Genomic DNA, 20,141 nt, shown 5'->3' on the forward strand with positions numbered 1-20,141 from the left:
TGCCCCATTATCGTACGCTTCGATCATCCAGACGCTAATCTACTTTGAGATTAATTCTCCAACTGATTCCGTAATCTAAAGCCAGCGATTGTCAGATCGGGTTTTAGAGACACTAAGTTTAGCGGCCAATCGAAATCAAACTCTTGGCAAACGCCTCGCCGAGCTGGGCGAAGAACTTGGCGGAGCCGTGATAGTGGAAGCCACGGTTGGAAGTGCCGACGTCGAGCGTAAAGAGCTCGTCTTCGGTCAGTGCCGCGTCGATGGCGGCACGTTCTTCTTCCTTTAACTTATTCTGAGCTTCTTTTCGGGCTTCGCCTTCCAGTTGCTTCACTTCTTTCCATTGCTTGGAAAAAGTCCTTTTCACGGTTTGTACCTTTTCCTGGACGGCATCGATTTCCTCGGGCCAGTACTTTTCGGAGAAGACATTAACGACATTGCCTTTGAATTCATCCGTCATGGCCGGGGCGGCCATCCCTTCACGGAAGGCCAGTGCGTTGTCACCCGCGTCTTTCCCGCCCACGCCGAGCACGCCGACAACAAAGGGAAGTTCCGGTGCCCCGAGGTCCTTGCGCACATCGCGAATAAAGCAGGAAAGCAGGCGGCTGTATTCGGAAAAGTCTTTGCCCCCGGATGTTTCGTTTTTGGGGTACGGTCCGACCATGTCGTTAAAGCCCTGAAACCAGACAAAACCGGCCAGTTCGTAGTCGCCGGATGTTTTGGCGAGCACTTCACGCACGTGCTCGATGAGTAAATTGTAATAACGCCCGGCCTTGTCCTTGTGCTTGTGGTCTTCCAGTTCGCCGGCGCTGGGCGGGCGGAAATCGACCATCAGGCTCTTGCCACCCCAGGCGGCCTTGATCAACAGGATCGGTTCATTGTGGTGTTCCTGCATGGTGATGCCGAAGGTCAGCTCCGGGCCGATCTTACCCGTGCCGACGTGGTGTTGGCTGCCGTAGCCCGCCGTCAACTTTCCGGAGCGCTTGCCCACCGGGTCGCCGTGGAAGTTGCCGTAGGCGTATTCGATCCAGATGCCGTCGAAGACACGTGGCTTGCCCTCCGCATCGACGATTTTGTCATAGAGGTATTTGGTCTCCGGGTCTTTGGCGATGGCCGGAAAGGTTTTGGTCTGGGCATGGCCCTCCATGTTCGACTGCCCGCAAAGGATATAAACCTTGAGCGGCTTGGCTTGGGCGATGCTTGCCGCAAGGAAAAGTGCAGCCAGCAGAACGAGTTTTACGGGGATACGTTTCATGGTGAGGTGATGTTAAAGGGCCGGCCCCGAAGGTCGAATGCCGAATTGTGTTATTTGAGGTCGGAGCAAAAAGGGCGATCCGTAGCATATGGTGAGGCGAATTCAGAGGAAGCGTACACGCTTGTCATACCGATTAAAAAAAAGATTTGAGTCTTCCCGATTGTCGTCGATTGGCGCGCAGATACCACCTCGACCTTGCTGGCACAAGTACGCTACAAAAACCTGTTTCTATAAAGACCAAAACTTTTACAAAGAGGTAGAATGCTTTCAATCTTTGTCGTCGTGAGGCTCTTGGGCGGGCGTCGTCTTAATGAAGCCCCCTCAGGCCGTGCGACCCCAAGCGAAAATGCGGGTCCGATGGCCCGTTCGGTTGATCGGCTGAAGCGGGTCAACTACGGGAGGGAATGACCTCTTTCACAAGATTACAAGAAGTGCCGCAAAAAGTAGCATCGGTCCGTACTTGTCCTGCGAAGTTTCAATCGAAGCATGGAAGGCCGATGATGTCTGAAACCAGGCGACCTACGATCACATGCCCGGCATCCCCGGCATGCCGCCGCCACCTTCGCCCATTTGGGCCTGCATGGCCTTCATCATCTTCCGGCCCTTCTTGCCGCCGCGCATCATTTTCATCATCTTTTGCATCTGCCCGAACTGCTTGAGTAGGGCATTGACGTCGCGCACCTGCACGCCGGAACCGTCGGCGATCCGTTTGACACGGCTGCCCCGCAGCAATCGGGGCGTCTGGCGTTCCTGTGGCGTCATCGAGCGGATGATGGCCTCGGTGCGGGCCATCTTCTTCTCTTCGGCATCGCCGATTTCGACGCCGCTCATGCCCGGCATCATCCCCATGATGGAGTTGAGCGAACCCATTTTTTTGACCTGCTGCATCTGCTGGAGAAAGTCTTCCAGATTGAAGTCGGCCTTGCGCATCTTTTCGGCCATGCGTTCGGCTTCTTTTTCGTCGATCGTGTCCTGCGCCTTTTCGACCAGCGAGACCACATCGCCCATCCCCAGAATACGTGAGGCCATGCGGTCGGGGTGAAAGATATCGAATTCATCCGGCTTTTCGCCCGTACCCATGAACTTGATGGGCACATTGGAGATCGACTTCATGGAGAGCGCAGCACCACCGCGGGCATCGCCGTCGAGTTTGGTCAGGATAATGCCGGTGCAATCGACGGCTTCATGGAAATGCTTGGCCACGTTGACGGCTTCCTGGCCCAGGGCGGCATCGGCCACGAGAAGGATTTCATCGGGCTGGACGGCTTTCTTGAGCCGCTTGATCTCCTCGATCAGATGCTCGTCAACCTGTAGCCGGCCTGCGGTATCGAAAATGACGAGGTTGGCATCGGCTTCCTTGGCGGCATCGAGACCACGCTTGCCGATTTTGACCACATCTTTCTCTTCGCGGTCCCCGTAAAAGGTGCAGCTCTCGTTTTTGGCCAGCATCTCGAGCTGGTCGATGGCGGCGGGACGATAGACATCACAGGCGACGAGCGCGGGCCGGTAATCACGTTTTTTGGCCAAATAGCGCGCCAGTTTTCCGGAACTGGTCGTCTTGCCCGAGCCGTGCAGGCCGACCATCATGATGCGCAGCGGCCTTTTATCCTCCAGTTCGGTCGTGCCTTCGCCAAGCAGTTTGACCAGCTCGTCGTGAATAATTTTGACCACCTGTTGGCCCGGTGTGACGGATTTGAGCACTTCCTGGCCGACGCACTGCTCCTTGACCTCGGTGACAAATTGGCGGGCCACCTTGAAATGGACGTCGGCCGACAGCAGTGCCTGCCGGACCTCCTTAAGGGCCTCGGTCATGTTTTCTTCCGTCAGCTTGCCGGTGCCACGGAGGTTACGCAGCGCGCTGCCTAATTTGTCTGTAAGATTTTCGAGCATGTGAGGGGGAGTGATGAAAGGGGGTGGCCTGTCCTTGGCAATGGAAAAGCCCCGGCGATGAACCGGGGCTTTGTAGAAATGTAATTTACGAGTGGGTTATTTTTTTTCGTTGTCCACGTTTTCGTCCGGTGGAGAGGTGGGCTCTTCGTATTCTTCTTCCTCTTCCTCTTCTTCGTCCCACTTCATGGTGTCGTCTTCCTCGATCTTCTCGTCGACTTCATCCGCTTCGATGTCGCTGAGGTCCTCTTCGAGCGCTTCATCTTTGGACTTGGGGGCGGGTTCGTCGTCCTCCAGTTCGAAACCTTCGGGCACGTATTCCAGAATCGATGTGATCTCGGCAAAGAAATGGGTGGTTTTTCCTTCCATGAAGTCACCGGTCTGCTGCTCGCGAATCTCTTCCTCCAGCTCCTCGATGGTCAGGGACTGGGAGAAATCGATCAGATCGTTGAGCATCTTGATGCGCAGTTTGGTCAGATGGTCCAGGAGGTCGGCGTAGGGGCCTTTATCTTCGTCCAGGATATCGGGTAGGGCGAAGAGCTGTTCCTCGCTCTCGAGGATGCTGTCCTTGATCCGCTTGAGCACGACGGTCTTGTCCTTCTCCACGTTGTCGATCGCGAAAGAATAAAAGGCGTCGTCAACCAGCTCGTTTTGCAGGCCGTAGTCTTGCAGCGGTTCGATCAGGTCGATGATGTACTGAAATTGTCGCGGATCAATGATGCCGAGTCCGTCGACGTCCCAGTGGACGGGGTCGCTGATTTCATGGACCCACCAGTTCATATCTTCGCCTAGGCGAGCTTTGCACCAAGTTAGTTTAGTTGTAGGATTTGGCATGTGTAGTCGTCGTGTTTAGAAATAGGGTAACATTCCACTATTCAATCACGTCTAGTAGGGGTAAAGGCACGGGAAGCGCTTTGTAAAGTGCTTTTGAGAAAAATTAACACGGCTTCTTTTTCGTTGTTTTGGCCGGCGGCACTGTTAGCTTCCACGGCTCTACACAAAAAGGATGTAATGGCACTTGTATACGAGAAGATGATACGCCCGCTTTTGTTCCGGATGGAGCCGGAGCAAGCACACGATCGCGGGCGCACCGCGTTAATGACACTTAGCTCTCTACCGACGCTGTGTAAGCTCTTTCGTGCCTACAATCTCGTCCGCGAGGATAAGCCCGTAAAGCTCTTCGGATTGGAGTTTCCCAATCGCGTCGGCCTGGCCGCCGGCATGGATAAGGACGGCGAGTTTCCCCGCGCGATCGAGGCCCTGGGCTTTGGCCATGTGGAAGTCGGCACCGTGACGCCGGAAAGCCAGCCGGGCAATCCGCGCCCCCGGCTCTTTCGATATCCGGAATACAACGCCCTGGTCAACCGCATGGGTTTTAACAACCGCGGCTCCGAGGTGATGTTGAACGCGCTCGCCAAACACTATCCCAAGGGCAAGCGGGGTGTGCCGGTGGGTGTCAATATCGGCAAGGCAAAGACCACACCGCTCGACAAGGCGGTCGACGATTATATCGCCTGCTTCCGTAAACTGGCGGATCAGGCCGATTACTTTACGGTCAATATCAGTAGTCCCAATACCGCCGGTCTGCGTGACCTGCAGTCCGAGGCCTACCTCCGCGACCTGCTTGCCACCCTGAGGGGCGAAAATAAAAGCCATGCCAAAAAGCTCGGCCGGCCGGCGCACCCTCTATTGCTGAAAATTGCACCGGACCTGAGTTTTAAGGAAATCGATGTCATTCTCGAGGTGCTGCTCGATTTGAAATACGACGGTATTATTGCCACAAACACCACGATCCAACGGCCCAACGGATTCCCCGGATCCGAGACCGGGGGCCTGAGTGGCGGGGCGTTTATCCGCAAACGGTCCACCGACGTCATCAACTACATTTACAAAAGCACCTCCGGCAAGCTCCCGATTGTGGGGGTCGGAGGGATCGATTCCCCGGAGGCTGCCGGTGAGAAAGTCGACGCCGGTGCTTCGCTCATCCAGCTTTATACAGGTTGGGTCTATCGCGGCCCGTTTTTTGCCCGAACTTTGGCCAAAGCCCTCAAGGCCAAGGGCGAAGACTGGATCTAGCCGACGACACTTCTGCTGGGTTTGCCTACGAATCGGAAAAGCTGAAGGCTTTTTCGGGGGCCTGGTCGTCGATCGCCAGACGGTCGATGTTGATCGGGACGGTCAGCACGACGGTGGGCTTGTCGTCGGCGCGACCGGTGTAGGTGGTCTGGCCGAGCCACGGACTCCTCTTTTCCGTGAACGTGTAGTCACGGCTTTCCAGGTCTTTACCCAGTGCGTTCATCTTGGAACGGCTCATGCCGGTGCCGGCAAAATCTAGAACAAGGTGTCCGCTTTCACCTTTCTCCTCGTCGACGACGCAATTCACCCCCGGGGTGTGCTTTTGTACGACGACAAGTAATTTGGAAACTTTTTCCAGCTTATGGCGGAGTTTGCGTGGATTCATAACAACATACCATGATGCCCCTAATTTATTTTATCAAGAGTCGCCTTAACTAAGATCTATGCTTTATTGAGGGAATGATTACCATAATTGCTGGAACCAACCGACCGGATGCGAATAGCCGCAAAGTAGCACATTCCTTACTGCGCTTTTATGAAAACGCAGGGAAGCAGGCGCAAATTCTTGATTTGGCCGACCTGCCTCAGGAGATCTTTTTGCCGGAATCGTATGGTGAAAAGCCTGCGGGGTTTCAGCCCTTTGCCGATTCCGTGCTCGCGTCCTCGGGCCTTCACGTGGTCACTCCCGAGTATAACGGCGGTTTTCCCGGTATCCTGAAATACTTTATCGATATGCTTCCGTTCCCGGAGAGTTTCGAAGACCGACCGGTTGCTTTTACCGGAGTGGCAGCCGGAATGTTTGGTGCGTTGCGTCCGGTTGAACAGCTTCAGCAAATTTTTGCCTATCGGAACGCGCATATTTATCCGAGCCGGGTCTTTATCATGAAGGTGAACGATGTCCTGAACGATGCGGGCGAACTGGATGATGCCGAGATTGCCGGCCGCCTGAAGGAACAGTCCGAAGGATTTGCCGCTTTTGTGGCCCAGCTGAATAAAAAATAAAGGCTAGGCCGCTCCGCCTGAAATCGCGGAGTCCGTTGCGGCGACCAATCGTTGAAAATTCCCGCCCAGCAGTGCGGCCCGTTCTGCTTCGTCCAGACCTGCTTCGTCCCGGATAGCATCCAGAAATGTTTTCATTTCCGCGCTGCGTCGTCTGCGCGGGTAGATGCGGAGCGGGTAGTCTGAGCCGAACAGAACATGATCCGGGCCGGCTTTATCCATGATTTCACGAAAGACACTCATCCGGTAGAGCAGGGGACTGGCCGAGCAGTCGAAGTAGAGGTTGGCCGGCAGGGCCTGAGTGGTGTGCCGCGGGAGTCCGCCACCCCAGTGGGCCAGAATCAAATTCAGGCCGCTCGTCTCAGCTGCCATTTTCATGTAGTCCTGCAGCGGGGTCGGCACCGACGAAGGATGGTCGGGGCCATTCTCGGATGTGGCATGACAATTGACCGGCCAGTGGTGGGCCGCGCACCAGCGCGCCAGTGTCTGCCAGTGCTCACTCTCCGAGTCAAAGCCCTGCACGCCGGGGTGCAATTCACCCACGCCGCGCAAGCCCATCGACTGAGCCAATTCAAGTTGTTCGATAACATTTTCGTTGGGCAGAATCGCGGCAAAGCCGATGAAGCGCTTCGGGGCCGCCCGCACCCACTCTGCGATGACTTCGTTGTGCCAGCGGCAGCTTGCCTCATTCTCCCAATACCAGCCCAGCAGCACGGCGCGGTCGACCCCGGCCTGATCCATGGCCTGCAGGAATTTCTTCGGGTCGGCCCAATCCTGAATGCTCTTGCGGCCTTCGGGCGCAACCAGATCCGCCCAGTGCAGTTCGCGCCGTGCCTCCGCCCATTTGCGGGGGTCGGCCACGACCTCTTCCGGATAGCAGTGGGTATGGCAGTCGATGATCATGAACGATTATTTTGAGCAGCTAATTGACGTGGATAAACCTTAATTAATGTATGGGCAATTCGAGGATTAAGCCCATCTATCATCACACCCGTATGCCCGAACTCGCCGAAGTCGAATACTACCGTAAGCAATGGTCCCCCGGAATCGGGCAAATCGTGGCTGGCGTAGAGCTGCACCCGGATAAACGCATCTACCGGGGGGTGGATACGGATGCACTGGTCCGGGGGTTAAAGGGGCGGCCGTTGAAGAAAAGTATGACACATGGTAAGCGGATGTGCTTTATCTTCGGAGATCGGCACTGGCTGGGGGTGCACCTCGGCATGACAGGAAAGAACTTTGTGCGGGGGGAGGATTACCAGCCGGCTAAGCATGATCATTTGGTGGTCGCCATGGAGTCCGGAACGAAGCTGGTTTTCAGCGATCCCCGCCTCTTCGGGCGCATTCATTATGCCGAAAGCAGGACGCCTCCGGAATGGTGGTCGGATTTGCCGGCCGAAATTTTATCAGATGCTTTTACCGTAGAGCGGCTGCAAAATTTTTTAAAGCGTCGCGCCCGGGCCGCGATCAAGGCCGTGCTGCTCATGCAGGAGGTTTTTCCGGGCATTGGTAACTGGATGGCGGACGAAATTCTCTGGAGAGCCCGGCTGCACCCCGCCACGCCTGCGGGGCAATTATGCAAGAGGCAGCAGGACGAGCTCTATCGTCGTATACGGGAAGTCAGTCGCGATGCGCTGGAGGTGATCGGGAGCGACTGGAACACCCCGCCGGATGACTGGCTGTTTAACCACCGTTGGCGAGACGGAGGCATTTGTCCCAAAACCGGTCGTCCGCTTGTCCGCGAAAAAATCGGCGGCCGCACGACATGCTGGTCCCCGGCTTGGCAGAAATAGAGAGGACTCCCGTGCTGTGGGTTTTGTCCACATGCCTGCTGCGTCCTTCCCCCTCGTCTGATGACTGCAGACAAAAAAACGCCGCTCTTTCGAGCGGCGTTTGCTTTGGTAGAGAGTAGTCAGCCGGAGGCTTATTTGAATTCGGCTTCGACTTCGTTGACGGTCTTGGAGACGCGGGCAACGATCTTGTAGGGGTCGCCTTGCGAGTTCGGGCGGCGGTCCTCCAGGTAGCCTTTGTAGGCGTCGTCCTTGACGAAGCTGTGCGGGACGCGGATAGAAGCGCCACGGTCAGCGATACCCCAGGAGAACTTGTCGATCGACTGAGTTTCGTGGAGACCGGTGAGACGTAGGTGATTGTCCGGACCGTATGCGGCGATGTGCTCGTCCTTGTACTCTTCGAACTTGTCCATGAGCTTCATGAAGTAGTCCTTACCGCCGGTTTCACGCATGAAGTCGGTGGAGAAGTTACAGTGCATGCCGGAGCCGTTCCAGTCGCCGATGAATGGCTTACAGTGCCACTCAACATCGATACCGTACTTTTCGCAGAGGCGAAGGAGAAGGTAGCGAGCGACCCACATTTGGTCACAGGCGTTGTAGGAGCCCTTGCCGAAAATTTGGAATTCCCACTGGCCCTTGGCCACTTCGGCGTTGATGCCTTCATGGTTGATGCCGGCGAAGATGCAGAGGTCGAGGTGTTCTTCAACGATTTGACGGGCGATATCGCCGACGTTGCAGTAACCGACACCGGTGTAGTACTCACCCTGCGGTGCAGGATAGCTGTTCGGATCTTCCGGCCAGCCGAGGGGACGGCCATCCTGTTGAAGGAAGTATTCCTGTTCGAGACCGACCCAGAGGCCGGGATCGTCGGGGATGGTGGCGCGTGAATTGGACGGGTGCGGGCTGCCGTCGGGCAGGAGCACTTCGCTCATCACGATGTAGGCGTCTTTGCGAGCACCGTCCGGGAAGATTGCGACTGGCTTAAGCATGCAGTCGGAATCGCTGCCGTCTGCTTGCTGCGTGGAGCTGCCGTCGAAGCCCCACATTGGGCAGTCTTCGAGGGTCACTTTACCCATTTCGCCGTCGATAAGCTTAGTCTTACCGCGGAGGTTTGCGACGGGCTCGTAACCATCGAGCCAGATGTATTCTAGTTTGATCTTAGCCATAATTCTGTGCTGTATCAGGGAGTTTTGATGTTGTGGTGAAACGTCGGAAGCGGTCTGTAAGGCAGAAGTGCTCCCTTCGTGAAATGAAGTTCAGCAGAATGTATGCCAGCGTATCGAGAGCAAGGGTTTTTCATCTAATTTTTGATTGCGGCCCGGGGGGAGTGGCTTGTGCGCTTGCCAAAAACGGAGGGCACAGCTCAACTGTGGTCCATGCATGAGGCAAAAAATACCGGTCGCGCGACTGTTCATATCGGCTACGATGGGCGGGTGCATAAGTATTTCAAGGGCCCCCAGGCCCGGGAGCGCTATGAGAATGAGGTGCGGGTACTCAAATTTCTCGATCAGCACGGCTGCCCGTTCGTGCCTAAGATCATCGAGACGGATGCGGAGAAGCTTTATCTGGTGACTTCGAACTGCGGTTCGCGGGTCGACCATTTGGGCACGTCAAAAAAGGAGCAGATTTTTGCCGAATTGGAGCAATACGGGGTGCAGCACGATGATGCGGAGGTCCGGAACATCACCTACAGCCCCCAACTCGGACGCTTTTGCGTGATCGATTTCGAATTCGCCACCATTTTGGTGCCGGGTTATCCCGATCCGCCGGAAATGAAGTCGGTGGCGGATCGTTCGCAGTGGGTATCCAAAGAGGGCGACCATGAGTAAGCAGGAGGGAAGTTGCGCAAAGAATATTTCCTGGTCCGGTATCACGGATGTGGGCCGTTTCCGGAAGGAGAACCAGGATGCTTTTCTCGCTCTGACCCTGGACGGGCAGGGCGTTTGCCGCCTGGGTAAATACGGTCAGGGCAGCCTCGACTCGGCCGATTACATTTTCGCGGTCAGCGACGGGATGGGCGGGGCCAATGCCGGTGATTTCGCCAGCCGCATTGCGGTCGACCAGATCACGCGTTTGCTGCCGGCGGCGTTCCGTAGTTCGGCGGGTGGCATGGGCGTGGGCTTTCAGGACCTGTTGGGCGAAATTTTCGACCACATCCACGCCGAGCTGGTGAAGCTCGGCCAATCCTACGAGGAACTCAGCGGGATGGGGGCCACGCTCAGTCTGTGTTGGGTGCGCCCGGATTGGATCTACTTTGCCCATGTCGGGGATAGCCGGATCTACCACCTGCCAGCGGACGGAGGCATCCGGCAGATCAGCCACGACCATACGCATGTCGGCTGGCTCCAGCGCAAGGGAGAACTGAACGAAATGCAGGCCCGCAGCCATCCCAGCCGGAATGCGCTCCAGCAGGTTTTGGGCGGGAAAAACCAGAACTTGTCCCCTCATTTCGGGGCCATCGGTTACGAGCCGGGGGATGCCTTCCTGATCTGCTCGGACGGCCTGGTCGAGGGGCTCTTCAACAGCGGGATCAAACGGCTGATTCGGAAGCCCGGCCCGCGTGACGAGGGGAATCCCGCCGAGCGGCTGGTCCATGAAGCCGTGCAGACCGATGGTAAGGATAATACCACCGCGCTTGTCTTTGAGTTATCATAGCAGTGTTGAACTTTTATCGGTTATACGAATCCCCGAAGCAGAGTTTGCTGCGTCATCGCCGTAAAACTCCGTCGAGGCCACGTGGCCTCGCTTGTCAACGCGGGGTTTTCGAGATGTGACATCTGTCTTTTTGTCAGAAAAAAGTCAGTCAATGGTACCATATCACTTTGCAAGAGTTTTGATCTTTTTGGAAACAGATTTTGTAGCGAACTTGCGCCAGCAAGGTCGAGGGTGGTATCTGAGTGCTAATCGACGGCACTGGCGTGCCATCGCTACAACCACTAAGTATCAATTCTTTTTTAATTGGTATAAGTCGACGCACCTGATCCGGCATTATCCCAGTCAATATCTGCTATTGACAAGGCGCAGTCCAGCTATTTTGAATATTCAAAATATGAAGTTCTATAAGTCAACATTTGCGGGTTTATTCATTTTGCTACTTGCCTTCGGGCTGGCTGCATGTCGCTCCGAGCCGTCAAGTGCCGCTGGTGATGCTGAAAGCGGCGATCAATACACAATTGCCTGCACGGTTGGCATGATTACCGATGTGGTGCGCAACGTGGCCGGGGAGTATGCCGAGGTAGAGGGCATCATCGGCGAGGGTGTCGACCCGCACCTCTACAAGCCGACTCGTTCTGATGTCGTGACCCTGAACGGGGCGGATGTCATCTTCTACAACGGCTTGCTTCTGGAAGGAAAGATGGCCGATGTCTTGGTGCAGGTCGCGACCTCGGGCAAGCCGGTGCATGCGGTAACGGAGAAGATTCTTGGAGACGAGCACTACCTGATGGAAAAAGAGGACGGATCCAGTCACACGGATCCGCATGTCTGGATGGATGTCGAGGGTTGGCTGACCGGTGTCGATGTGATTGCCCGGGCACTGGCCGAATATGATCCGGAAAATGCCCAGGATTATCTGTCTGCGGCCGGCAGCTATGCGGAAAAGTTGAAGGCGTTGGACGATTACGCCGCCAGTGCGATGGCCACCATTCCCGAGGGACAGCGGGTTCTGGTGACGGCTCACGATGCCTTTCGTTATATGGGGCGCGCCTACGGACTGGAAGTTCGTGGTATTCAGGGGATCAGCACGGAATCCGAAGCGGGCGTCCGGGACCTGGAGGATCTGATTGATTTCATCGTTACGCGAAACATTCCCGCCGTATTTGTCGAGAGCTCGGTAGCGGACAAGAACGTCCGGGCACTGGTCGAGGGGGCCAAGGCCCGCGGACACAAGGTGCGGATCGGCGGCGAGCTTTTTTCCGACGCCATGGGACAGCCCGGGACCTACGAGGGCACCTACATCGGCATGATTGACCACAATGTTACAACTATCGTCAACGCCCTAGGCGGAGATGCCGGCGGCTTTGAGAAAAATTAATCTTATGTGTTACCACGGTGGATGCTTATCCGGATGATGGCGGAAAGGGGAATTAAAGAATCGAACACAAGCGTACTATGAAGTCCGTATCCAAGCAGCAAATACACGATGAAGTCCTGCCCCGGTGTGAGGACTATCCCTTGGCTGTGCGTGACTTGACGGTGGCGTATCACCGTAAGCCGGTGGTGTGGGATATCGATCTGGCCATTCCTGAAGGCAAGTTGGTTGCGGTGGTCGGGCCGAACGGTGCGGGCAAAAGCACGCTCCTGAAGGCATGTTTGGACCTGATCCCAAAAACGTCCGGGGAAGTCTCTTTTTACGGGAAGCCCTATGCCAAGCAGCTCAAGCGGGTCGGCTACGTTCCGCAGCGGGAGAGTGTTGACTGGGATTTTCCGGTGAGTGTGCTCGACGTGGTGGCCATGGGCACCTACGGCCAGCTCGGTTGGTTCAGGCGTTTGTCCAAGCGCTGCAAGGCTCTGGCGATGCAGGCGCTCGAACGAGTCGGGATGGAAGATTATGCCGACCGCCAGATCAGCCAGCTCTCCGGTGGCCAGCAGCAGCGCACCTTTCTGGCCCGGGCTCTGGTCCAGGACGCGGACATCTACTTTATGGACGAGCCTTTCGCGGCTGTGGATGCGGCGACCGAGCGAGCCATCGTCGAACTCCTGAAGGATCTGCAGTTGCGGGGGAAGACCTGTCTGGTCGTCCACCACGATCTGGCAACCGTCTCGCAATACTTTGATTGGACGGTCCTCCTGAATATGCGGGTCGTCGCGGCCGGCCCGACCAGGGAGGTTTTTCATAATGAAAATCTGCGCAAGACCTACGGTGGCAAGTTGAGCCTGCTCAGCGAAGCCGCGGAAGAATTTATGCGCAATCAATAAGGGTGCCTGAATTATCTGAAATTTTGAATGTCCTCTTGTTGCGTGACTACAACACGCGGCTGGTGGTGATCTGTGCCTTGTTGCTCGGTTGTGCCTGCGGGCTGATGGGAGGCTTCCTCCTGCTGAGCAAGCGTTCCCTGATGGGCGACACACTTTCCCACGCCACCCTGCCGGGAGTCGGCATTGCATTTATGGTTTCGGTGGCCTTCGGCATGACGGGAAAGTCGCTGCCGATTCTCTTGTTGGGTGCATCCGTCAGCGGTATTATCGGATGCCTCGCGGTACTTTTTATCCGCAACCACTCCCGGATTAAGGACGATGCCGCGATGGGGATCGTACTCAGTGTCTTCTTCGGGGCCGGCGTCGCCGTACTGAGTGTGATCCAGAGCATGCCCGAAGGGAGCGCCGCCGGTTTGGAATCCTTTATTTACGGTAAGACGGCTTCGATGGTAGCGGGGGATTTTCATATTATCATTGCCGTGACGGTCTCCGTCATCCTGCTCTCAATTTTATTTTTCAAAGAGTTTCGCCTGCTTTGTTTCGATGAGAATTTCGCGGCGGCGCAGGGTTGGCCCGTGCGCTGGCTGGATATTTTACTTCTCGGTCTGGTGACTCTTGTCACCGTAGCGGGGCTACAGGCGGTCGGGCTTATTCTGATCATTGCTTTTCTCATCACGCCGGCGGCTGCGGCTCGTTTCTGGTCGGAGCGACTGGATAACATGTTGATCCTGTCCGCCGTGATCGGAGCCCTCAGCGGATGGTTGGGGGCCAGCATCAGTGCCTTTTTTCCGCGGATGCCGGCGGGGGCGCTCATCGTTCTGGTGGCGGCGGCCTTTTTTCTGTTCAGCATGCTGCTGGGGCGCTCACGCGGTGTGCTGGTGCGTTTTATTCGTCAGGAGCGTCTCAAGAGGAAAGTCGGGCGGCAGCATTTGCTGCGTGCGCTCTACGAAATTATCGAGGCGGACCTTAACGGGGCCGAGGAAGTGTCGATTCGTCCGGTGGCTTTTCGCCAGGTGCGTGGCCGGCGTACCTGGAGCGATGCAAACCTGAAGCGTTATATCCGACAGGCTTACGAGGACGGATTAATTCGGGAGCAGGAAGGGGAAGCGATTACCCTGACCGATGCCGGTTTTCAGCAGGCGGCAAAAGTGACCCGGAATCACCGCCTCTGGGAGATTTACTTAATTGAATACGCTGACGTGGCCACCAGTCGGGTGGACCGTGACGCCGATACGGTCGAGCACATCCTGGGAGAACGGATGGTAGTCACTTTGGAGGCCAAACTGATGCAACTGCGCGAGGCCGGCCACCCCGGCGTGCCGGCGAGTCCGCACCCCATACGCCCCGGTGACTAGGAGTGAGAGTGAGAGTGAAGGTGAAAGTGATCGTGAGAGTGTTATGACTTGGTTTGCCATAGATACGTGGATTGTGGTTGTGGGGGTGTTTGCCGCGGTTTCCTGCGCTCTTCTTGGGAACTTTCTGGTTCTGCGCAAAATGAGCATGATGGGGGATGCCATCAGTCATGCGGTTTTGCCGGGTCTGGCGATGGCTTTCCTGATCACGGGGGCGCGGGCCAGTCTGACCATGTTTATCGGTGCGGCGATTGCCGGTGTGCTGACGGCGTTGTTTTCCCAGTGGATCAGTAAATTCGGTAATGTGGACCGCGGGGCCTCGATGGGCATTGTCTTTACCACGCTCTTCGCTCTCGGGCTGATTCTGATTGTCCAGGCGGCCGACCATGTGGACCTTGATCCCGGTTGTGTGCTTTACGGCGCGATTGAGCTGACTCCGCTCGACGTGGTATGGCGCCCCAACTTATTTGGTCAGGCGCTAGAGGTGCCGCGGGCTGCGCTGGTGCTGGGTGGGGTCACATTAATCAATCTGCTCTTCATCGTGCTCTTTTTCAAAGAGCTGCGGATCTCTTCGTTCGACCCCGAACTGGCTACGACAATGGGGATCAACTCAAACCTGATGCACTATCTATTGATGACGCTGGTGGCGATAACGACGGTGGCGGCCTTTGAAGCAGTGGGCAGCATTATCGTGATTGCCATGTTGATTGCACCGGCCACGGCGGCTCACCTGCTGACCGACCGTCTGGTTTCGATGATTATTGTCAGTGTGATTCTGGCCATCTTATCCGCGGTGCTCGGGCACCTCAGCGCACTGCTTATGCCCGGGTGGTTTGATTTCGGAAACACCGCCTCCTCGAAAATTGATAGCATTTCCACCTCCGGCATGATGGCTGTGATGTCCGGCTTGATCTTTACCCTGGTGTTCTTTTTTGCCCCGCGCCACGGGATTGTGGCGAAGCATTTGCTGGGCGCAAAAGAAGCTGCGGATTAACGATCCAGTAACTTGAGGAATTCCTCGTTGCTCTTCGTTTGACTGAAGCGGTCGATCATGGCCTCGGCGGCATCTTCGATCTTCTGGCCGGCGAGAGCCCGTCGGAGGAATTGAGCGCCTTCCAGAGATTTGCCGGAGAGCAAGAGTTCTTCCTTCCGTGTGCCGGAGGCGTTGAGGTTAATGGCAGGCCAGAGCCGGAGTTCGGCCGCCTTGCGGTCGAGTACCATCTCCATGTTGCCGGTGCCTTTAAATTCCTGAAAGATGAGGTCATCCATCTTACTGCCGGTCTCGATCAGGGCCGTGGCAATAATGGTCAGACTGCCGCCTTCTTCGCAATTTCGGGCTGCCGAGAAGAGCTGTCTGGGTTTTTCCAGGGCGCGCACGTCGAGGCCGCCGGTCATGGTGCGTCCGCCTTTCCCGGAGGCCGCGTTATAGGCCCGCGCCAGGCGGGTGATCGAATCGAGAAGGAAGACGACGTCCTTTCCCGCCTCGACGAGGCGTTTGGCCCGCTCGATGGCGAGTTCGGCCAGGCGCAGGTGATTGGAAAGTTCTTCGTCGTTCGACGAAGCGTAGATCTCGGCATCGACGCTGCGTTTGAAGTCGGTGACCTCCTCTGGACGTTCATCCACCAGCAGCACGATGCAATGGCACTCGGGGTGGTTCTCGATGACGCCGTGTGCGATATCATGCAGAAGAGTGGTCTTGCCGGTACGGGGGGGGGCGACGATCAAGCCCCGGGTGCCTTTACCAATCGGGCAAAAGAGATCCATGATCCGGGTGGTGACACGCCCGTCTTTCGCTTCCAAACGGATTTGTTCGTCCGGTGCCACCGAGACCATTTGCTGGAAACTGTAGCGGCCCTTGCGCTCTTCGATGGTGGCGCCGTCAACTTTCTCGATAAAGCGCACCTTCGGATTGGGGAACTTGTCGTTATGCAGGGCCTTGGCCTCGATGAAGTTGCCCTTCTTGAGCTTGAATCGTTTGATCAGCTCGCGTGGTACGAAAGGATCACTTGGCTTGGTCTTCCCGTTGCGGGCAGGGTCAAGCAATTGACCGGTTTTGTTTTGGAGGATATCCAAAATTCCGGATACAGCGATCTCGTTGTCTTTTGGCTTTTCGGTTTCTAAAGCTTGTTCTTCACTCATGTCGGAGCGTTTATGCAGGTAGGGCAGGCACAATCAAATTGAGAGGCTGGCCGTTGAACACCACCAATGCTAGATTTACCAGAATGGTGGCAGGAATATCGCGATGGCAGGGGTTCGGGTTCCAAGCCTGGAATTACGCGCAGCGCCTAATTCCTCGTAACGATGTCTGATGGATGGTTCAGATGCCTCAAGCTGTCAATGTCTTATCGAGGGCAAAAAAGCAGGCCTTTTTTCGGGGGGAAGCAAATCCGGACCATACCTGAGGAAGTGCTCCGATCACTCCCTCAGGTGTTCTTCCATGGCTTTGCACCGGAAGGTGAAGATTTTCTTCAGTTGGGGTTTCACCAGGATCGGGTGGGCCAGGCCGCCAAACGGACCGAAAGGAAGAACATAGTTCACACGGTCGACGAATCGAACGCCGTCATCGACTTCCGTGATCTCGTGATAATGATACCATAGTTTGTAGGGGCCGATACGCTGTTCATCCACGAAGGAATGATTCTCCCGGATATGCTTTAACTCCGTAAGCCAGCGCTGTTTCCCCATGAAGGGAATCCCGACACGATACTCGATAAGCAGCCCGTTATACATCTTGTCCGGCACATCCGTGATGATGTCGAAACTCATGTCAGGAGGTGTGATGATGTCCAGGTTGGCGGGGGCGCTGATAAACTCCCAGGCACGTTCGATGTCGGTGGGGATGATCTGCTCCCGGTAAAGCGTGTGTATTTTTGCCATATTGGATAATCGGGCAATTATCGCTTTTCCTTACCTGATTGAGCTGTAAGTTGCCTTCAAACCAATCGTTCAGTCCACTACCAACTATGCGAACACTCTCCCAAATCGTTGCCCATGCTTTTAAAGACGAGGATAATCGGCTTTTGATGGCTTCCTCGCCCCTCGTCTTTATGCACTTAGCTGCCCTGGGTGTGTTCTTTACCGGCTTCAGCTGGGTGGCGCTCGTCGCTTTGGCTGTCACCTACGTGACCCGGGTTTTCGCGCTGACCGCGGGCTTTCACCGTTACTTTTCCCACCGTTCTTTCAAGACCAGTCGTTTCTTTCAATTTGTCATGGCCTGGGTGGGCACATCTTCCGCTCAACTCGGACCGATGTGGTGGGCCGCCAATCACCGCCACCATCACCAGCACTCGGACAAGGAAGAGGACATTCATTCACCGGTGATCAAGGATGCCTTCTGGGCGCACGTAGGTTGGATTTTGTGCCGCGCCTACAGCTCGATTCAGCACGACCGGGTGAAGGACTTAAACAAGTACCCCGAACTGCGCTTTATCGATCGTTTCCACATCCTGCCGGTGCTTTCTCTGGTCGGGCTGCTTTATGGCATCGGTGCGGGCCTGAATTATTACTTCCCGGCACTCGGGACCAGCGGGCTTCAACTCGTGATGTGGGGCTTCTTCCTCAGTACGGTGCTGGTCTACCATGTCACCTTTTGTGTGAATTCCGTGACGCACATTATCGGGAAGAAACGCTTTGAGACGGATGATGAAAGCCGTAATAGCTGGTGGGTCGCACTACTCACTTTTGGGGAAGGTTGGCACAACAACCACCATCGCTGGCCACTCTCGGCGCGGCAGGGTATGTATTGGTGGGAACTCGACCTGACTTACTACATGTTGCGTGGTCTCGAGAAGCTTGGCCTGGTTTGGGACCTGAAGGTTTATCCCAAGAAAATTTATGCTGAGGCCACCGCTCAAGAGAAGGGGGCCTGATCATGCCTGAATTCTGGTATGGCTTGTTCCCCGTAGGATTTGCATTGGCGCTGGGTGCCTACCTGCTGGCTTTGAAGATCCGTTTGTTTGCGGTGGTCGATACTATTTGGGCGACCGGCATGGGGGTTGGTGCCCTGATTTACTACCTCATGTCAGCTCCCGGAAACGTGCGGGGCGCTGCGGCCCTGGCGATCATGCTCTTCTGGTCGGGGCGCTTAAGCCTGCACCTCCTGCGCGACCGAATTCTCAGAGGTAAGGAAGATCCGCGATATGCCGCCCTGGCAAAGCACTGGGGCGAGCGAGCCAATTTTCGCTTTCTCTTCGTCTTTCTCGGTCAGATCCCATTGGTGGCGCTTTTTCTGGTACCGTTCAGTCTGGCAGTCGGGCATACCCAGCCGGACTGGCGAGTGCTCGATAGCCTCGGGATACTGATCGCAGTAACGGCGCTGGCCGGTGAACTGGTTGCGGACCGGCAACTGGCCCGTTTTCGGGCGGATGAAGGCAACACCGGGAAAGTCTGCCGCCAGGGCCTCTGGCGCTACACCCGCCACCCCAACTACTTTTTTGAGTGGCTCCACTGGTTCGCTTACGTGGCATTTGCCTGGGGGCCCCCCCAGGCTTGGTTGTCATTCGTCGGCCCTGTAATGATGTATCTGTTTTTGCGATACATCACCGGCGTACCTTTTGCCGAGCGTTCCTCTTTGAAGAGCCGTGGCGAAGCCTACCGAGACTACCAAAAATCCACCAATACCTTTTTCCCATGGAGACCACAGCGAGACCACAATTCGTAACGACAGGCAATTCCGGTTCCGATGTGCGGCCCACTATGATCGAAGCGCTCTTCGCCCGGGCACTCAAGGGGCTGAAAGGCGGTAGTCTCCGGATAAGTTTTCCCAGTGGGGCTCAAGCGCTGATAGGGGACACGTCCTACCCACTGCTGGAGCTGAACATTCTCAAGCGCGAATTTTTTGGAAAAGTCTTTTCCGGAGGCAGCATCGGCTTCGGTGAATCCTATGTGGACGGCGACTGGGAGACGCCGGACCTGACGGGGCTGCTTTCTCTCCTGGCAAAAAACCAACCCAACATCGGCCCCCTTCGCCGTGGGCTTTCGCTGCTGACCCGTTGGATGAACCGCCTCTATCACAAGGCCCGTCGAAATACGCTGACGAAGAGCCGCGAAAACATTCAGGAGCATTACGATCTGAGTAATGAATTCTATGCTCAGTTTTTGGACGGCAGTATGACTTATTCGAGTGCCCGTTTTAAGAGCTACTACGATACGCTCGAGCAGGCGCAATCCCGTAAGATTAATCACATGCTCGACTTGGCCGGGGTTGGTGAGGGGCATCACATTCTGGAGATTGGCTCAGGCTGGGGGGCGCTGGCTCTCGCGGCGGCCCGGCGCGGCAGCCGTGTGACCACCGTGACACTTTCTGAAGCCCAGTATGCTTACGCACAGAAACTCTTTGAAGAGCAGGGCGTGAGCGATCTGATCGATATCCGCTTGCAGGACTATCGGGATATTACCGGCAGCTACGATGCCGTGCTTTCTTGTGAAATGATTGAAGCGGTGGGCCGCGAGTATTTGCCTTCCTATTTTGAGACCGTCCAGCGTTCACTTAAGCCGCAGGCAAAGGCAGTGATACAGGCCATCACGATACCCGACGAACGTTACGCCACTTACTCCAAGAGCTGCGACTGGATTCAAAAGCATATTTTTCCCGGTGGGCATTTACCTTCACCTGGAGCGATTCGTGACTGTGTGCGCCGGTCCGGAGCCATGCGGATCCTGTCTGTCGATAAATTCGGTAAAGACTATGCGGAAACCCTCGGCCGCTGGGCGAAAGCCTTCAACCGCAACTGGCGTAAGATCGAACCACTGGGTTTCGATGTTAATTTCCGGCGGAAGTGGAACTACTATCTTAGCTATTGCGAAGCCGGCTTCGACAACGAGCTCATCGATGTCGAGCACATCGTGCTGGAGCGTTTCTAGACAGAA

The 20,141-nt window shown here is 55.9% G+C and carries 20 protein-coding genes; 12 read left to right on the forward strand and 8 right to left on the reverse strand.

From position 1 onward, the window contains the following. Positions 1–118: 118 nt before the first annotated feature. From DDZ13_RS04490 to DDZ13_RS04500, 3 genes are all read right to left on the reverse strand, one after another. A complete protein-coding gene (locus DDZ13_RS04490; RefSeq protein ID WP_110130225.1) occupies positions 119–1,252 on the reverse strand; it encodes a sialate O-acetylesterase in 1,134 nt (377 codons plus the stop codon). A gap of 525 nt (positions 1,253–1,777) precedes the next feature. Continuing rightward, on the reverse strand, positions 1,778–3,142 hold the full coding sequence (gene ffh / locus DDZ13_RS04495) for a signal recognition particle protein (RefSeq protein WP_110130226.1): 1,365 nt from the start codon (positions 3,140–3,142) through the stop codon (positions 1,778–1,780). 96 nt (positions 3,143–3,238) lie between these two features. Then, on the reverse strand, positions 3,239–3,919 hold the full coding sequence (locus DDZ13_RS04500) for a hypothetical protein (RefSeq protein WP_233246073.1): 681 nt from the start codon (positions 3,917–3,919) through the stop codon (positions 3,239–3,241). Positions 3,920–4,150: 231 nt separating this feature from the next. On the opposite strand from DDZ13_RS04500, the gene DDZ13_RS04505 reads away from it, so the two are divergent. Next, complete coding sequence (locus DDZ13_RS04505; RefSeq protein ID WP_110130284.1) at positions 4,151–5,215, forward strand: quinone-dependent dihydroorotate dehydrogenase; 1,065 nt, start codon at positions 4,151–4,153, stop codon at positions 5,213–5,215. Positions 5,216–5,240: 25 nt separating this feature from the next. Here the strand turns inward: DDZ13_RS04505 and DDZ13_RS04510 are convergent, their stop codons facing one another. Further along, positions 5,241–5,600, reverse strand: a complete 360-nt coding sequence (locus tag DDZ13_RS04510) for a hypothetical protein (RefSeq protein WP_110130228.1) — start codon at positions 5,598–5,600, stop codon at positions 5,241–5,243. A 74-nt stretch (positions 5,601–5,674) separates the two neighbouring features. Here DDZ13_RS04510 and DDZ13_RS04515 point away from each other — a divergent pair, with 74 nt between their 5' ends. Then, a complete protein-coding gene (locus tag DDZ13_RS04515; protein ID WP_110130229.1) occupies positions 5,675–6,217 on the forward strand; it encodes an NADPH-dependent FMN reductase in 543 nt (180 codons plus the stop codon). Positions 6,218–6,220: 3 nt separating this feature from the next. Here the strand turns inward: DDZ13_RS04515 and DDZ13_RS04520 are convergent, their stop codons facing one another. Next, positions 6,221–7,117, reverse strand: a complete 897-nt coding sequence (locus DDZ13_RS04520; protein WP_110130230.1) for an amidohydrolase family protein — start codon at positions 7,115–7,117, stop codon at positions 6,221–6,223. Positions 7,118–7,167: 50 nt separating this feature from the next. On the opposite strand from DDZ13_RS04520, the gene DDZ13_RS04525 reads away from it, so the two are divergent. Then, positions 7,168–8,007 (forward strand): Fpg/Nei family DNA glycosylase, encoded by an 840-nt coding sequence (locus DDZ13_RS04525; protein WP_233246074.1) that lies wholly within the window; start codon positions 7,168–7,170, stop codon positions 8,005–8,007. A 131-nt stretch (positions 8,008–8,138) separates the two neighbouring features. On the opposite strand, the gene DDZ13_RS04530 is transcribed toward DDZ13_RS04525, so the two are convergent. Next, complete coding sequence (locus DDZ13_RS04530; protein ID WP_110130231.1) at positions 8,139–9,170, reverse strand: glutamine synthetase beta-grasp domain-containing protein; 1,032 nt, start codon at positions 9,168–9,170, stop codon at positions 8,139–8,141. Positions 9,171–9,380: 210 nt separating this feature from the next. Between DDZ13_RS04530 and DDZ13_RS04535 the strand changes: the two genes are divergently transcribed. From DDZ13_RS04535 to DDZ13_RS04560, 6 genes are all read left to right on the forward strand, one after another. Continuing rightward, on the forward strand, positions 9,381–9,833 hold the full coding sequence (locus DDZ13_RS04535) for a protein kinase family protein (protein ID WP_110130232.1): 453 nt from the start codon (positions 9,381–9,383) through the stop codon (positions 9,831–9,833). Then, on the forward strand, positions 9,826–10,659 hold the full coding sequence (locus DDZ13_RS04540; RefSeq protein WP_110130233.1) for a PP2C family protein-serine/threonine phosphatase: 834 nt from the start codon (positions 9,826–9,828) through the stop codon (positions 10,657–10,659). The genes DDZ13_RS04535 and DDZ13_RS04540 overlap by 8 nt, the downstream gene beginning before the upstream one ends. A 394-nt stretch (positions 10,660–11,053) precedes the next feature. Next, entirely contained in the window at positions 11,054–12,037 is a 984-nt protein-coding gene (locus DDZ13_RS04545; protein WP_110130234.1) for a metal ABC transporter solute-binding protein, Zn/Mn family, read from the forward strand. Positions 12,038–12,114: 77 nt separating this feature from the next. After that, positions 12,115–12,921 (forward strand): metal ABC transporter ATP-binding protein, encoded by an 807-nt coding sequence (locus DDZ13_RS04550; RefSeq protein ID WP_110130235.1) that lies wholly within the window; start codon positions 12,115–12,117, stop codon positions 12,919–12,921. Between the two features lie 2 nt (positions 12,922–12,923). Then, on the forward strand, positions 12,924–14,276 hold the full coding sequence (locus DDZ13_RS04555) for a metal ABC transporter permease (RefSeq protein ID WP_110130236.1): 1,353 nt from the start codon (positions 12,924–12,926) through the stop codon (positions 14,274–14,276). A gap of 43 nt (positions 14,277–14,319) precedes the next feature. Beyond that, the gene (locus tag DDZ13_RS04560; RefSeq protein ID WP_110130237.1) at positions 14,320–15,267 is read left to right on the forward strand and encodes a metal ABC transporter permease; all 948 of its coding nucleotides are present in this window, start codon (positions 14,320–14,322) and stop codon (positions 15,265–15,267) included. Here DDZ13_RS04560 and rho read toward each other — a convergent pair. Beyond that, complete coding sequence (gene rho, locus DDZ13_RS04565) at positions 15,264–16,412, reverse strand: transcription termination factor Rho (protein ID WP_110130238.1); 1,149 nt, start codon at positions 16,410–16,412, stop codon at positions 15,264–15,266. The genes DDZ13_RS04560 and rho overlap by 4 nt on opposite strands. Positions 16,413–16,688: 276 nt before the next feature. Beyond that, entirely contained in the window at positions 16,689–17,150 is a 462-nt protein-coding gene (locus tag DDZ13_RS04570; RefSeq protein ID WP_110130239.1) for an SRPBCC family protein, read from the reverse strand. An 86-nt stretch (positions 17,151–17,236) separates the two neighbouring features. Between DDZ13_RS04570 and DDZ13_RS04575 the strand changes: the two genes are divergently transcribed. Genes DDZ13_RS04575 through DDZ13_RS04585 form a run of 3 tightly spaced genes read left to right on the forward strand, consistent with a single transcriptional unit; the run spans position 17,237 to position 20,135 of the window. Beyond that, positions 17,237–18,142: an acyl-CoA desaturase gene (locus DDZ13_RS04575; RefSeq protein ID WP_110130240.1), complete on the forward strand. Its 906-nt coding sequence runs from the start codon at positions 17,237–17,239 to the stop codon at positions 18,140–18,142. A gap of 2 nt (positions 18,143–18,144) precedes the next feature. Then, a complete protein-coding gene (locus DDZ13_RS04580) occupies positions 18,145–18,933 on the forward strand; it encodes a DUF1295 domain-containing protein (protein WP_110130241.1) in 789 nt (262 codons plus the stop codon). After that, complete coding sequence (locus tag DDZ13_RS04585) at positions 18,903–20,135, forward strand: SAM-dependent methyltransferase (protein WP_110130242.1); 1,233 nt, start codon at positions 18,903–18,905, stop codon at positions 20,133–20,135. Before DDZ13_RS04580 ends, DDZ13_RS04585 begins: the two co-directional genes overlap by 31 nt. Positions 20,136–20,141 lie beyond the last annotated feature (6 nt).

Origin of the sequence: Coraliomargarita sinensis, assembly GCF_003185655.1 — a bacterium.
Taxonomy (GTDB): domain Bacteria; phylum Verrucomicrobiota; class Verrucomicrobiia; order Opitutales; family Coraliomargaritaceae; genus Coraliomargarita_B; species Coraliomargarita_B sinensis.

What these genes read in the sequence shown, in the direction of transcription:
- DDZ13_RS04490 (WP_110130225.1), bottom strand. Translation starts at nt 1,252, where the DNA reads ATGAAACGTATCCCCGTAAAACTCGTTCTGCTGGCTGCACTTTTCCTT.
- ffh (WP_110130226.1), bottom strand. Translation starts at nt 3,142, where the DNA reads ATGCTCGAAAATCTTACAGACAAATTAGGCAGCGCGCTGCGTAACCTC.
- DDZ13_RS04500 (WP_233246073.1), bottom strand. Translation starts at nt 3,919, where the DNA reads ATGAACTGGTGGGTCCATGAAATCAGCGACCCCGTCCACTGGGACGTC.
- DDZ13_RS04505 (WP_110130284.1), top strand. Translation starts at nt 4,151, where the DNA reads ATGGCACTTGTATACGAGAAGATGATACGCCCGCTTTTGTTCCGGATG.
- DDZ13_RS04510 (WP_110130228.1), bottom strand. Translation starts at nt 5,600, where the DNA reads ATGAATCCACGCAAACTCCGCCATAAGCTGGAAAAAGTTTCCAAATTA.
- DDZ13_RS04515 (WP_110130229.1), top strand. Translation starts at nt 5,675, where the DNA reads ATGATTACCATAATTGCTGGAACCAACCGACCGGATGCGAATAGCCGC.
- DDZ13_RS04520 (WP_110130230.1), bottom strand. Translation starts at nt 7,117, where the DNA reads ATGATCATCGACTGCCATACCCACTGCTATCCGGAAGAGGTCGTGGCC.
- DDZ13_RS04525 (WP_233246074.1), top strand. Translation starts at nt 7,168, where the DNA reads ATGGGCAATTCGAGGATTAAGCCCATCTATCATCACACCCGTATGCCC.
- DDZ13_RS04530 (WP_110130231.1), bottom strand. Translation starts at nt 9,170, where the DNA reads ATGGCTAAGATCAAACTAGAATACATCTGGCTCGATGGTTACGAGCCC.
- DDZ13_RS04535 (WP_110130232.1), top strand. Translation starts at nt 9,381, where the DNA reads ATGCATGAGGCAAAAAATACCGGTCGCGCGACTGTTCATATCGGCTAC.
- DDZ13_RS04540 (WP_110130233.1), top strand. Translation starts at nt 9,826, where the DNA reads ATGAGTAAGCAGGAGGGAAGTTGCGCAAAGAATATTTCCTGGTCCGGT.
- DDZ13_RS04545 (WP_110130234.1), top strand. Translation starts at nt 11,054, where the DNA reads ATGAAGTTCTATAAGTCAACATTTGCGGGTTTATTCATTTTGCTACTT.
- DDZ13_RS04550 (WP_110130235.1), top strand. Translation starts at nt 12,115, where the DNA reads ATGAAGTCCGTATCCAAGCAGCAAATACACGATGAAGTCCTGCCCCGG.
- DDZ13_RS04560 (WP_110130237.1), top strand. Translation starts at nt 14,320, where the DNA reads ATGACTTGGTTTGCCATAGATACGTGGATTGTGGTTGTGGGGGTGTTT.
- rho (WP_110130238.1), bottom strand. Translation starts at nt 16,412, where the DNA reads ATGAGTGAAGAACAAGCTTTAGAAACCGAAAAGCCAAAAGACAACGAG.
- DDZ13_RS04570 (WP_110130239.1), bottom strand. Translation starts at nt 17,150, where the DNA reads ATGGCAAAAATACACACGCTTTACCGGGAGCAGATCATCCCCACCGAC.
- DDZ13_RS04575 (WP_110130240.1), top strand. Translation starts at nt 17,237, where the DNA reads ATGCGAACACTCTCCCAAATCGTTGCCCATGCTTTTAAAGACGAGGAT.
- DDZ13_RS04580 (WP_110130241.1), top strand. Translation starts at nt 18,145, where the DNA reads ATGCCTGAATTCTGGTATGGCTTGTTCCCCGTAGGATTTGCATTGGCG.
- DDZ13_RS04585 (WP_110130242.1), top strand. Translation starts at nt 18,903, where the DNA reads ATGGAGACCACAGCGAGACCACAATTCGTAACGACAGGCAATTCCGGT.